This is a genomic window from Pseudoduganella lutea, assembly GCF_004209755.1.
Lineage (GTDB): Bacteria > Pseudomonadota > Gammaproteobacteria > Burkholderiales > Burkholderiaceae_D > Rugamonas > Rugamonas lutea.
Genome location: NZ_CP035913.1, coordinates 5015012 through 5028745, shown reverse-complemented (window position 1 = coordinate 5028745; position 13734 = coordinate 5015012). Strand labels below are relative to the sequence as shown.

The 13734-nt window shown below is 66.4% G+C and carries 8 protein-coding genes; 1 reads left to right on the top strand and 7 read right to left on the bottom strand.

Annotated features, from left to right (window positions below; translation table 11 throughout):
* The first annotated feature begins 54 nt into the window (after nt 1-54).
* Nucleotides 55-474, top strand: coding sequence for a DUF1810 domain-containing protein (locus tag EWM63_RS21435; RefSeq protein ID WP_229487413.1), 420 nt, complete (start codon nt 55-57; stop codon nt 472-474).
* A gap of 7 nt (nt 475-481) precedes the next feature.
* Here the strand turns inward: EWM63_RS21435 and EWM63_RS21430 are convergent, their stop codons facing one another.
* From EWM63_RS21430 to EWM63_RS21400, 7 genes are all read right to left on the bottom strand, one after another.
* The gene (locus EWM63_RS21430; RefSeq protein WP_130188354.1) at nt 482-1186 is read right to left on the bottom strand and encodes a PEP-CTERM sorting domain-containing protein; all 705 of its coding nucleotides are present in this window, start codon (nt 1184-1186) and stop codon (nt 482-484) included.
* A 139-nt stretch (nt 1187-1325) separates the two neighbouring features.
* Nucleotides 1326-3476, bottom strand: coding sequence for a S46 family peptidase (locus EWM63_RS21425; RefSeq protein ID WP_130188353.1), 2151 nt, complete (start codon nt 3474-3476; stop codon nt 1326-1328).
* 246 nt (nt 3477-3722) lie between these two features.
* Entirely contained in the window at nt 3723-5105 is a 1383-nt protein-coding gene (locus EWM63_RS21420; protein ID WP_229487412.1) for an efflux transporter outer membrane subunit, read from the bottom strand.
* Nucleotides 5106-5113: 8 nt separating this feature from the next.
* Nucleotides 5114-8374, bottom strand: coding sequence for an efflux RND transporter permease subunit (locus tag EWM63_RS21415; RefSeq protein WP_130188351.1), 3261 nt, complete (start codon nt 8372-8374; stop codon nt 5114-5116).
* Nucleotides 8371-11481 carry an efflux RND transporter permease subunit gene (locus tag EWM63_RS21410; protein ID WP_130188350.1) on the bottom strand — a complete coding sequence of 1037 codons (3111 nt, stop codon included), beginning with the start codon at nt 11479-11481 and terminating at the stop codon, nt 8371-8373. The genes EWM63_RS21415 and EWM63_RS21410 overlap by 4 nt, the downstream gene beginning before the upstream one ends.
* Nucleotides 11478-12995: an efflux RND transporter periplasmic adaptor subunit gene (locus tag EWM63_RS21405; RefSeq protein ID WP_130188349.1), complete on the bottom strand. Its 1518-nt coding sequence runs from the start codon at nt 12993-12995 to the stop codon at nt 11478-11480. The genes EWM63_RS21410 and EWM63_RS21405 overlap by 4 nt, the downstream gene beginning before the upstream one ends.
* Nucleotides 12996-13244: 249 nt before the next feature.
* The gene (locus EWM63_RS21400) at nt 13245-13592 is read right to left on the bottom strand and encodes a hypothetical protein (RefSeq protein ID WP_130188348.1); all 348 of its coding nucleotides are present in this window, start codon (nt 13590-13592) and stop codon (nt 13245-13247) included.
* Between the last annotated feature and the right edge of the window lie 142 nt (nt 13593-13734).

Sequence of the window (13734 nt, the reverse complement as noted above, 5' to 3'; positions counted from 1 at the left end):
GGCGGCATCGGATGGCGGCCCGTTGTAGACTGCATGCTCACTCCGGAGGACAGCATGCCATTCAATCTCGACCGCTTCATCGCCGCCCAGGACCGCATTTATGACGACGTGCTGCGCGAACTGCGCGCGGGGCGCAAGACCAGCCACTGGATGTGGTTCATCTTTCCCCAGCTGCAGGGGCTGGGCCGCTCGGAAACGGCGCAGTATTATGGTATTGCCTCGCTCGACGAGGCGCGCGCCTATCTCGCGCACCCTGTCCTTGGCGCGCGGCTGCGTGAATGCACGGCCCTCGTCAACGCGCATGGGGGCACGCGGATCGACACGATCCTGGGCCATGTGGACGCGCTGAAGTTTCGCTCGTCGATGACATTGTTTGCGGCGGCGGCCGTGGGCGATGCTCCCTTTGCCACGGCGCTGGCAACCTTCCACGATGGCGAAGCGGACCAGGCCACGGTTGAGCTGCTCGACAAGTGACTACCTGCTACGCCGCCGCGCGGCGCCGCCACGCCGCCCCCGCCACGACCGCGCAGCCCAGCAATGTCATTGCATAGGATGCCGGTTCGGGCACCATCGAGACTTCATAGGAAAACGTCGTGGCGGCGCCGTGTGCGAAGCCGAGGAACAGGTAATTATCGAGATCCTGGTAGTAGCTGTCGGCCTCGAAAGCTGCCGACGCGATCTGCGGTATCGCCAGCGAAACGGGACTGAGCAGGTCGGCAGGCGCCAGCAGCATCGGGTCGATCAGGAACGACTGCGTCAGCTGGGCGTGATTGGCGGTCTGGGGCGGCGTGAAGTAGACGCTGTAGCGCATGTCGTACAACGGTCCGCCCTGGAAGGAAGAAAAGTACTGGAGCCGGACGATCGCGTTGTCCTGCACCGTCGAATAGTGCGCTCCCCCTACCGTCAGTTCCAGTGACATGGCCACATCGAAGGCGACCACCTGGGCGATCTGCCCTCCGTGCTCGAATTCGGGAGTGCTGAATTCGGTGGTCAGGCGCCATTCATAGGGCCCGGTGGCTTCCGGCCCCGGAAGCTCGAACATCGAACCCAGGGAAAACAATCCATTGTCGCCCGCGGCGCGCGTGGTGATGCGATAGGTATCGGCAATGGCACTGCCTGAGGCGGCACACAGCAGCACGGTGGCGGCGGCAGCCCTGGCCCATCCCGGAACATCCTTGCATTGCATGGCGACTCCTGGTGTAGCAAGACGGCGCCTTGCTCACAACTAGTATAGAAAGCCATCGCCAGACTACAAGGATAATGGTCGACACGCGCAACGACCGCACCGCCTGCTCTTCCGAACGGCGGTGCGCGCCGGCGCCGGCTTACTTCTTCGGATACCTGATCGTCATTTCCTTCAGCAGGTTGTCGGCACCGTCGACTTCCTTCATCACCCACAGCATGTAGCGCACGTCGAGGTGGATCGCGCGCGTGATCGCCGTGTCGAAGTACCAGTCCTTCGTGATCGATTCATACGTCGAATCGAAGTTCAGGCCGACCAGTTCGCCGCGCTTGTTGACGATCGCGGAGCCGGAATTGCCGCCGGTGGTGTCGGCGCTGGACAGGAAGTTCACCGGCACGGTACCCAGCACCGGGTCCCGGAACTGGCCGTAGCGTTTTGCCTTCACCGCATCGAGCAAGGCCTTTGGTGCGTTGAACGGATCCTTGCCCGTGTGCTTTTCCACGATGCCTTCGACCGTCGTGAACGGCCCTTTCGTGATGCCGTCCTTCGGCGAATAGGCATCCACGGTGCCGTAGGTCACGCGCAGCGTCGAGTTGGCATCCGGGTACACCGGCTTGCCCTGCGACTTCTTCCAGGCGATCACGGCGCTCATGTATTGCGGGATCACCTTTTCCAGGTTGCCTTCCGACTCCTTCGTGCGCTCTTCCAGCGCCAGCGCGAACGCATGCATCTTCACGGCCAGTTGCATGAACGGGTCGTCGGATTTTTCCAGCGCGGCGGCATCGGCGTCGATCAGCGCCAGGCGCGTCTTCGTATCGCCCAGCGTCGACTTTTGATACAGCGCGGGCACGTCGCCCACGGCCGGCAGCAGCGCATCGAGGCCTTGCGGGTGGAATGCCGCCGGCAGCTTTGCATAGCGCTGCAGGCCAGCCGTGAAGCGGGCCTGGTCGACGCTGCCCACGTACGACTGTTCCAGGCGCGCCAGGCGGGCCTGGATCATGGCGAGGTCGCGGTCCTGGTAGCCGGATTCACGCTGCGCGTCCGGCTTCCTGCGCTCCAGCGCCAGGCGATACAGCGTGCGGGCGCCCTTGAACAGGTCGGAGTTGGTGGCCAGGTTCCATGCGAACGTCTGCTGTTCCAGCGCCATGTCGGCAGCGATCGCCGCGTCCAGCTCGGCCAGCATGGCCTGGGAAAGATTCGGCTGCAAGGTCGAACTGTACTTCTGATACCAGCCGCGGAAGTCGGCATCCTGCACGTCCTTGATGGCGGCGATGTCCTTGCGCGCGAAGCCGTCCAGCAGGCCCTGCGTCTTCTTCATCCGGTTGTTGATCGACTTCGCCACGGATGCATAGCGCACTTCGTCGTTCTTGCTGTTCTTCGTGGCCGCGGCGATCGTGTCGAGGTCGGCCTGGTATTCGGCGACCATCGCAGGGTAGCTCACGTTGCGCGCGAAACGGATCTCGGCCGGCAGCTTGTAGCGGCTCGTGCGGCCCGGGTAGCCGGCCAGCAGGATCGGATCGCCCGCCTTCAGCCCTTCGGCGGACACCACGAGGAAGTCCTTTGATTTGTAAGGCACGTTGTCCGGCGAGGGATCGGCCGGGCGGCCATCCTTGCCCACGTACGCGCGCAGGAACGAATAGTCGCCGGTGTGGCGTGGCCATTCGTAGTTGTCGATATCGCCGCCGTAGTTGCCCACCATGTCCGCCGGCGCATACACGAGGCGCACGTCGCGGATCATCATCTGGCGGATGCGGTAGTACTCCAGGCCGCGGTGGAACGCGGGCACCGAGCAGCGGTAGGATTTATCGGTTTCGCATTCGGCGATCAACGCCTTGATGCGCCCCTGGATCGCTTCGTGGCGCGCCTTGCCGCCCACGTTGTCCAGTCCTTTCAGCACGCGGTCGGACACGTTCTCGACCTTCTCGGTCACGTACACCAGCGCGTTCGGGCCGCCCGGCAATTCCTCGGCGCGCGTCTTCGCCAGGAAGCCATCGACGATGTAGTTCTTCTCGGCCGTGGCATTGCGCTGGATCGAGCCGTAGGCGCAGTGGTGGTTGGTGACCACGAGGCCGTCCGGCGACACGAACGACGCCGAGCACCCGCCCAGCGACACGATGGCGCTCATCGGATGCTTCGTCAGGTCGGCGATGCGCTCGGCGGGGATCTGGATGCCGATGCGCTTCAGTTCCGATTTCAGTTGCGGCAGCTGGTGGGGTTGCCACTGGCCTTCGTCGCCGTGTGCGGTACCGAAGGCGGCCAGCAGAGTGGCCGGCAGGACTAGTTTTTTGAACAAGATATGTTCCCCTGGGGTTGATGAAAAGCCGGGGAAGTATACGGTGAAAACCGGCAAAACTGGGGACGTACCCCTGTTTAGAGGAAAGTTTCTGCAAAACAGGGAGCGAGCCTCTTGTCACCCTGTTTCCCGGCATACTTGCCCTCTATGGAAAGGCTTCCGGAATTTCCTGGAAACAGGGGTACGTCCCCAGTTTTGTTGGACAGCAAGGCGTTGCGGGCAGGAATGGGCGCGCAGTGTCCTACTTTAGGGCTGCGAACTTTGCCAGCCGCCGCCCAATGACTGGATCAAGGCGACGGCGGTGGTCTGCCGGTCCGCCTGCACCTGGATCAGCGCGCGCCGGGCGGACAGCGCGGTGACCTGGGCGCTGACGACTTCGGTGTAGTTCACCTGGCCGGCGCGGTAGCGGTTTTCCATCTGCTGCTCAACCTGGTCGGCCGCCTCGGAGGCCTGGCGGCGCAGCTCCTGCTGCTGCGCCAGCGCGCGGGTCGCGGCAAGCTGGTCTTCCACGTCGGCGAAGGCATCGAGCACCGTCTGCCGGTAGCGGGCGATGGCGGCATCGCGCGCGGCCCTGGTCTGCTCGACGCGGGCGGCGATGGCGCCGGCGTCGAAGAGCGTTTGCGCGGCCGACAGGCCCAGCGACCACAGGCTGTTCGAGGCGCTGAACAGGCCACCGACCTGGCTGTTGCCATAGCCGTACGAGGCGGACAGGTTCAGCGACGGAAAATACGCCGCGCGGGCGATGCCGATGTTCTCGTTGGCGGCGGCCACGTCGCGTTCGGCGGCGGCGATGTCCGGCCGGCGCTGCAGCAGGGTCGACGGCACGCCGAGCGGCACCTCGGGCACCACGATGCTCCACGATGCCGGCGCCAGCGAGAATTCGGCCGGCGCCTTGCCCAGCAGGACGGCGATCGCATGCTCGTACACGGCGCGCTGCCGGATCACGGTGAGCAGGTCGGCTTCGGCATTGAACAGCTGCGTCTGCGCCTGCAGCAGGTCGGAGCGGGCCGTCACGCCCGCGTCCACGCGGTTCTGCGTGATCTGCAGCACGCGCCGGTAGCCCTGGATCGTGGTGTCGAGGATCTGCCGTTCCACGTCCGCCTGGCGCAGGCCGATGTAGTTCGCGACCAGTTCGCCCTGGGCGGACAGCCGGGCCGCCGCCAGGTCCGCCGCGCTGGCCTGGGCGCTCGCCTGCGCACCTGTCACGCCGGCGCGCAGGCTGCCCCAGGTATCCGGCTCCCAGCTGCCGCCGATATCGACGCGGTAATTGTTCGACGGCCGGGTCTCGCCCCCGCCGGACCGGTTGCCCGAGCCGTTCAGCGCCACGCTGGGAAACAGCGACGCTCGCTGCTCGGCAACGACTGCGCGCGCCTGCGCGTACTGCGCGGCGGCCAGCGCCACGTTCTGGTTGTTCACGTCGACCGACGCGGCCAGTTCGTTCAGCAGCGGATCACCGAACAGCATCCACCACGGGCCGCGCTCCATCGCATCGGCGGGTGCCGCTGGCGTCCAGCCCTCGGCTTCCTTGAACGTGGCCGGCGCCGCGGTGGTTGGCACCTCGTACTTCGGGCCGACGGCGCAGCCGCACAAGGCGGCGGCGAGGGCAATGGCGGACAGGCGATAAATCATGGTGGTCTTCATGTGGTCAGGGGCGCGTCGCCGGCGGCGCGGCTCAGCTTGCGTTCTTCGGGGTTGCGGGTGCGCAGCCTGTCGAGCAGGATGTAGACGACCGGCGTCGTCAGCAATGTCAGCAGCTGGCTGGCGATCAGGCCGCCGATGATGGCGATGCCCAGCGGCTGGCGCAGCTCGGACCCTTCGCCAAAGCCGATCGCCAGCGGCAGCGCGCCCAGCGCCGCGGCCAGCGTCGTCATCAGGATCGGGCGGAAGCGCAGCAGGCACGCCTCGCGCACCGCCTCGATGGCCGGAATGCCGCGGGCCCGCTCCGCTTCCAGCGCGAAGTCGATGATCAGGATCGCATTCTTCTTCACGATGCCAATCAGCAGGAACACGCCGATCAGCGCGATGATGGAAAACTCCATGCGGAACAGCAGCAGCGCCAGCACGGCGCCCACCCCGGCCGACGGCAGCGTGGACAATACCGTGATCGGGTGCACGAGGCTTTCGTACAGGATGCCCAGCACGATGTAGATGACGACGATCGCCGCCAGGATCAGCAAGGGCTGCTGCCGGTTCGATTCCTCGGCCTGTTTCGCCTGGCCCTCGAAGCTGCCGCGCACATTGTTCGGCATCGCGATATCGGCCTCGGCCTGCTTGACCGCCTCCTGCGCCTGGCTCAGCGTGAATCCTTCCGAAAGGTTGAACGAGATCGTCGTTGCCAGTTCGCCATCCTGGTGGTTGACGGACGTCGGCGTGGCGCTTTCCGCGAACGAGGCGATACCCGACAGCGGCACCATCGCCGAGCGTGCCGTCGACAGCGCCGAACCGGTCGACGAGTCGCGCTGGCCCTGCGCATTGTTGGCCGATGCGTTGCTGCCGCCGGATGTCGACGCGGTGTCGGTCGCGGTGTTGGCCGCGGTGTTGGCCACCACATCGGTTGTCGCGGCAGCCTTGCTCGGCACGTAGACATCGCGCAGGGCCTCGGGGCTTTGCGCATACTCCGGCGCCACTTCCATCACCACCTTGTACTGGTTCAGTTCATCGTAGATGGTCGCCACCTGGCGCTGGCCGAATGCGTTGTACAGCGAGTTGGTTACGTCGCGCACCGTCATGCCGAAGCGCGCCGTCGTTTCCTTGTCGATGGTCACGAACGTTTCCACGCCGTTGTCCTGCTGGTCGGTATCGACGTCCGTCATTTCCGGCGCGTTCTTCATCGCGTCGGCCAGCTTCATCGCCCAGTTCTTCAGGTCTTCCCGGTTATCGCTTTTCAGCGTGTACTGGTAGGTGGAGTTGCTGGAGCGCCCGCCCATGCGCAAGTCCTGCACGGGGTTCAGGAACAGCTGCACGCCCGTCACTTTCGCCAGTTGCGGGCGCAGGCGGTCGATCACGGCCTGCCCCGCCACGTCGCGCTCGTCCGCCGGCTTCAGGTTGACGAACATGAAACCGCCGCCGGCGCGCGAACCGCCCGTGAAGCCCACCACGGTGTCGACGGCCGGATCCTTGCGGATGATGTCCACCAGTTGCCGCAGCTTTTGCTGCATGGCCTGGAACGAGATGCTCTGGTCGGCGCGCAGGCCGCCATTGACCTGCCCCGTGTCCTGGCGCGGGAAGAAGCCTTTCGGCGCGGCCGCGAACAGGTACACGTTCAGCGCCACCACGAAACCCAGGATCAGCATCACCAGCCACACGCTGTGCAGCGCCCAGTCCAGCGCATGCGCATACACGCGCTGCATCCAGTCGAAGCTGGCCTCGAAAGCGCGCGAGACGCGGCCCGGCGGCTTGCGGTCCTTCTCGGACTTGAGCAGCCACGCGCACATCATGGGCGTGGTGGTCAGCGAGATCACCAGCGAGATCATCACGGCGGCCGACAGGGTCACCGCGAACTCGCGGAACAGCCGCCCGACTTGACCGCCCATGAACAGCAGCGGGATGAACACGGCCACCAGCGACAGGCTGATCGACAGCACCGTGAAGCCCACCTCCTTCGCGCCCAGCAGGGCGGCCTTGAAGCGGTCCATGCCGTTCTCGACGTGGCGCGCCGTATTTTCCAGCACGACGATCGCGTCGTCGACCACGAATCCGGTGGCCACCGTGAGCGCCATCAGCGACAGGTTGTTCAGCGAAAAGCCCAGCAGGTACATCACGCCGAACGTGCCGAGCAGCGACACGACCGTGGCGATGGCGGGGATGATGGTGGCCCGCACGCTGCGCAGGAACGCGCTGACGACGAGCACCACCAGCACCACGGACAGGATCAGCGTGAACTCGACCTCGTGCAGCGACGAGCGGATCGACGTCGTGCTGTCCGACGCGACGGACACGGTGATGTCCTGCGGCAGCTGGGCGCGCAGCTGCGGCAGCAGCGCGCGCACGCTGTCCACGGTTTCGATGATGTTGGCGCCAGGCTGGCGCGTGATCAGCACGATCACGGCCGGCTGGCCGTTGAACAGGCCGAGGGTATTCTTGTTTTCCGGGCCATCCTCGACGGTGGCCACGTCGCGCAGGCGGATGGCCGCGTTGTTGCGCCAGGCGACGACGAGGTCGCGGTAGTCGGCCGCGGTGCGCCCGCCGGTCGCCGTGCCGGGCGCCGAATAGATCTGCAGCCGGCGGCCTTCGCTCTCGATGGCGCCGCGCGGCCGGTTGGCATTGGTGGCCTGGATCGCGGCGCGCACGTCTTCCGTGGAAACGCCGTACTGGTTCAGCGCGAACGGCAGCAGTTCGATGCGCACGGCGGGCAGCGAACCGCCGCCGATTTCCACGTCGCCCACGCCCTTCACCTGCGCCAGCTTCTGCTGCACGATGTTCGACACGGCTTCGTAGATCTGGCCCGGCCGCCGCGTTGGCGACGTCAGCGCCAGGATGATCACCGGCGAATCCGACGGATTCATCTTGCGGTAGGTCGGGTTGCTCTTCAGCGTGGCCGGCAGGTCGGCGCGCGAGGCATTGATCGCCGCCTGTACTTCGCGGGCGGCCGCGTCGATCTTGCGGTTCAGGTCGAACTGCAGGTTGATGCGCGTGGAGCCGGACGAGGAGTTCGACGTCATCTCGTTGACGCCCGCGATCACGCCCAGCCTGCGCTCCAGCGGCGTGGCCACGCTGCTGGCCATCGTGTCCGGGCTGGCGCCGGGCAGGTTGGCCGACACGGAAATGGCCGGGAAATCGACCTGCGGCAGCGGCGACACGGGCAGCACGAAGAACGCGGCAATGCCGGCCAGCGCCAGGCCGATCGTCAGCAGGACAGTGGCGATCGGGCGCCGGACGAACGGTTCGGACAGATTCACGATGCCGCTCCGTCGGGATTGCGTGCCCCCGCCGACAGGTCCGGTTTGCGGCCAAACCGTTGGCCGAGGCGGTCGAACGCGAGATAGATCACCGGCGTCGTGTACAGCGTCAGCAACTGGCTCAGCAGCAGGCCGCCGAAGATGGCCAGGCCCAGTGGCCGGCGCAGCTCGGCGCCCTCGCCCCAGCCGAACATCAGCGGCACGGCGGCGAACAGCGCGGCCAGTGTCGTCATGAGGATCGGCCGGAAACGCAGCAGCGCCGCCTGGTGGATCGCTTCCCGAGGCTTCATTCCGTCATCGCGCTCGGCCTCGATGGCGAAGTCGATCATCATGATCGCGTTCTTCTTCACGATGCCGATCAGCAGGATGATGCCGATGATGCCGATCACGCCAAGGTCCTGGCCGGACACCATCAGCGCCAGCAGCGCGCCCACGCCGGCCGACGGCAAGGTCGACAGGATCGTCAGCGGATGGATATAGCTTTCATACAGCACGCCCAGCACGATGTACACGCACACCACGGCGGCCAGGATCAGCCACAGCTGGTTCGTCAGCGACGCCTGGTAGGCGCCGGCGGCGCCCAGGAAGGTCATCGTCACGGAACCGGGCAGCCCGATCTCGGTGGCGCTTTCCCTGATCGCATCCACGGCGCGGCCCAGCGATACGCCATCGGCCGTGTCGAAGCCCAGCGTGGTGGCCGGGTATTGCGCCACGTGCGTGATCTGCAGCGGCGCCGGCTGCTCGGTGATCGTCGCCACCGCCGACAGCGGCGTCGGCTTGCCGCCGCCGGTGCGGATCTGCAGGTCGCCCAGCGATTGCGGCGTCGACAGCATGCCCGGTGCCGCTTCCAGGATCACGCGGTACTGGTTCGTCTCCGTGAAGATGGTCGACACGATGCGCTGGCCGAACGCGCTGTACAGCGCATCGTCGATCGCCGACGCGGTGATCGACAGCCGCGAAGCGGTATCGCGGTCGATGTTGATGTAGGCTGCCGCGCCGGTGGCGCCGGCGTCGGACACCACGTTGCGCAACTGCTCCTTGCGGGCCATCTGTACCGCCAGCTTGTTGGCCCACTCGTTGACGCTGGCCGTGTCGGCGCCTTCGAGCGACACGCGGAACTGCGTGGGGCCGCTTTCGGCATCGATCGTCAGGTCCTGTGTCGGCTGCAGGTAGATGCGCACGCCGGCCACTTCGGACACGCGCTGGCGCAGCCGGTTCATCAGCGCCTGCTGGTCGCCGCGGTCCGCCTTCAGGTTGATCAGCATGCGGCCCGTGTGCAGCATCGTGTTGTTGGCGGCGTCGACGCCGACGATGGAACTGAGCGACTGCACTTCCGGATCCTCCAGGATCGCCCTGGCGGCCTGCTGCTGCAGCTCGGCCATGCGGGCATACGAGACCGCCTGCGCCGTTTCGATGCGCGCCTGCAGCTGGCCCGTGTCCTGCGTGGGGAACAGCCCTTTGGGAATCAGCATGTACAGCACGACCGTCAGGACCAGCGTGCCGAGCGCCACAAGCAGCGTCAGACCCTGGCGCAGCAGCACCCATTGCAGCGAGCGGTCGTAGTGATGGATCACCCGGTCGAAGAAGCGCTGCACGCGGGCGCCGAAGCTCTTCGGGTCGTCATCCTGGTGCGACGTGAGCCAGCGGGCCGACATCATCGGCACCAGCGTCAGCGACACCACGGCCGAGATCAGGATCGTGATCGACAGCGTGACGGCGAACTCGCGGAACAGCCGGCCAACGACATCGCCCATGAACAGCAGCGGGATCAGCACGGCGATCAGCGACACCGTCAGCGAGATGATGGTGAAGCCGATCTGCTTGGCGCCCTTCAGCGCGGCGGCCATCGGCGTTTCGCCCTCCTCGATGTAGCGGGCGATGTTCTCGATCATGACGATCGCATCGTCGACGACAAACCCGGTGGCGATCGTCAGCGCCATCAGCGACAGGTTGTTCAGGCTGTAGCCCATCAGGTACATCACGCCGCACGTGCCGATCAGCGAGATCGGCACCGCCAGGCTGGCGATCACGGTGGCGCGTACGCTGTGCAGAAACAGGAAGATCACGAGCACTACCAGGATGACGGCCAGCAGCAGCTCGAGCTGCACGTGGTGCACGGAACCGCGGATGCCGGTGGTGCGGTCCGACAGCACGTCCACGCGCAGCGCGCTCGGCAGGCCCTGCTGCAGCTCGGGCAGGCGTTCCTTGATTGCATCGACGGTGGCGATCACGTTGGCGCCGGGCTGCCGCTGCACGTTCAGGATGATCGCCGGCTTCGTGTTGGCCCAGGCGCCCAGCTTGATGTTCTCGGCGGAGTCGACGACCCGTGCCACGTCGGTCAGCCGCACCGGCGCGCCGTTCCTGTACGCGACGATGAGACTCTTGTAGTCGCTGGCGGTCAGCAACTGGTCGTTGGCATTGATCGTGAACGCGCGCGTGGGGCCGTCGAACGATCCCTTGGCGCTGTTCGAATTGGCATTGCCGATCGCGGTGCGCAGCGTGTCGAGGCCGAGGCCATAGCTGGCCAGCGCCAGTGTATCGGCCTGGATGCGCACGGCCGGACGCTGCCCGCCGGACAGGCTGACGAGCCCCACGCCCGATACCTGGCTGATCTTCAGGGCCAGGCGGGTATTGACGATGTTCTGCACCTCGGTCAGCGGCATCGTGTCCGACGTGATGGCCAGGGTCAGCACCGGCGCGTCGGCCGGATTGACCTTCGCGTAGACGGGCGGCGCCGGCAGGTCGGTCGGCAGCAGCGAGCTGCCCGCGTTGATGGCCGCCTGCACTTCCTGCTCGGCCACGTCGAGCGTCTGGCCCAGGCCGAACTGCAGGGTGATGATCGACACGCCGGCGGCGCTGCTGGAACTCATGCGCTGCAGGCCGGACATCTGGCCGAACTGGCGTTCCAGCGGCGCCGTCACGGTCTGCGCCATCACTTCCGGGCTCGCCCCCGGATACAGCGTCTGCACCTGGATGGTCGGGAAATCGACTTGCGGCAGCGCGGACAGGGGCAGGAACTTAAAGCCCACCAGGCCCGCCAGCATGATCGCCAGCATCAGCAGCGACGTGGCAACCGGCCGCCGGATGAATGGTGCCGATGGACTCATCTTGCGGCCGCCGGCTGTTCGCGGCGCTCATTGCCGCGCTGGGGTCCTGCGCCGGGCGCGGTATTGCTGCCATCCGCGGCGCTCGGCGCGCTGCGGCCGCCCTCTTCCGGCATCGAGCGCTGCGGCGCTTCACCCTGCGTGGCCCGGCGGTCCTGCATCTTCGCCGCATCGCTGCCGACGGCGCCGGGCGCCACATCGGGCGCACCGGCCGGGCGGGTGTCGGCCTGTCCCGCCGGCCGTGCGCCGGGCTGCCCGCCCTGGCGCTGGCGGCCCTGCCCCGGCTTGTCTCCCGGCAGCATGACCTGCGCGCCTTCCTTCAGGCGGTCGGCGCCTTCCGTGATCACCTTCTCGCCCACCTGCAGGCCGGTAACGACCTGCACCTTGTCCACCGTGGCCTGGCCGCGCTTGACGGGCCGCATCGTCACCGTGCGATCGTTCTTCAGCACCCACACGTAGTCGCCATCGGTGCCGTGGCGCAGCGCTGTTACGGGTACCAGCACGGCATTGGCGATGGTGCGCATTTCCAGCCGCACGTTGACGAACTGGCTGGGGAACAGCGTCATCCTGTCGTTGTCGAAGCGCGCCTTGGCCATCACCGTACCGGTCGAAGTGTCGACCTGGTTGTCCAGCGCGGCAAAGCGGCCGCTGGCCAGCACTTCGGTGCGGGTGCGGTCATACGCCTGCGCCACCAGCGTGGCGCCGGTCGAGGCGCGGCTCATGATGTCCGGTACGCGGTCCTGCGGCACGGCGAACTCCACGTCGATCGGCGATTGCTGGGTGATCACGGCAATGCCGTTCGTATCGCTGCCCGACACGAGGTTGCCCACGTCGACGACGCGCAGTCCCACGCGGCCGGTGATCGGTGCCACCACCTTCGTATAGCCGAGATTGAGCCGCGCCGTGCCTTCGGCGGCGCGGTCCGTCATCACGGTGCCTTCGAGCTGCTTGACCAGCGCCGCCTGAGTGTCGACATCCTGCCGGGCAATCGAATCCTGCGACAGCAGCGTGCGGTAGCGTTCCAGCGTGAGCCGCGCATTTTCCAGCTGCGCCTCGTCGCGCTGGCGCTGGCCGGTGGCCTGCAGCAGCGCCATCTCGAACTGGCGCGGGTCGATCTGCGCGAGCACCTGGCCCGCCTTGACCAGCTGGCCTTCCTTGAACAGGACTTTCTGCAGGATGCCGGAGACCTGCGGCCGCACCGTGGTGGTGGCCGCCGCGGTGACGGTCCCCAGCGCATCGAGCGTGACCGGCAGGTTGGCCTGCTCGGCCGTGGCAACGCCGACCGTTGTCGCCATGCCGCCGCGGCGGCCACCGGGGCCGCCGGGACCACCTGGACCACCGGGGCCGCCCATGCCCGGGCCGCCCGGACCACCGGGACCTTCGGCGGGCCGGTGCGTCAGATACCACGCAAGCCAGCCCATGGCGGCGATGGCAAGGATGGCGATGATGGTTCCGAGGATGCGGGTACGGCGGCGGGGTTTGTTCGAGGGGGTCGTGAGCGCTGCTGGCGAGGTCATCGCTGATCCTTGTGGCTGTTCAGTAGAGTAACTATGCTTATCAAATCGACTCTATCACAGCGGATTCTGCGGCTTGTTTCGCTTTGCTTACATTTACACCCCGAAACCATGGGAAACGGTGCGATGCGCGAGATTCGCGCCGGCATGCGGCGGGCGTAAAGGCTGAACTGGCGGGGCTGGCGCGGCGGCGGCCGCGCCCGGAGGCGATGGTGCGGCAGTTACAAACTGGCTACAAATCTCCGCGAGCGGTCACGCCGGCAGGAACAGCTTGCCGAAGTTTTGCGGCGCGGCGCCGGTCATGACGGACTTCGTGAATGCCGAGCCCATCGATGCCATCGCCTGCTGGTGGGCACTGACGATGTCGGCGAAGGAGCGCTGGCCGATGTCGGCAGCGTTCTTCGCCAGCGCGGCCATGCAATCCTGCGAGGCATTGGCGAGCGCGCGCGCCGTGTGTTCCTGGACGATGCGCATGGAACTCATCCATATTTCCTGTGTGCTCGACTGGAGCGAGTGCGTGTAGGTATTGCCGAGTTGCGCAAAGATGTTCAGCAAATCCGCGCCCGGGGCAGCGGGAGGGAAGGCAGGATACGTTGTCATCACAGTTCCTATCGATAGAATGGCGCAGACGTAATGGCGCGGATGAATAATGCGGGCCGGATGGCGGCTTGTGCGGCGCACCAAGGATAGGCCCGCGCTTGGCCGATGGTCAAGCGAATTCACCGCCGAAGCATGGCCTGTG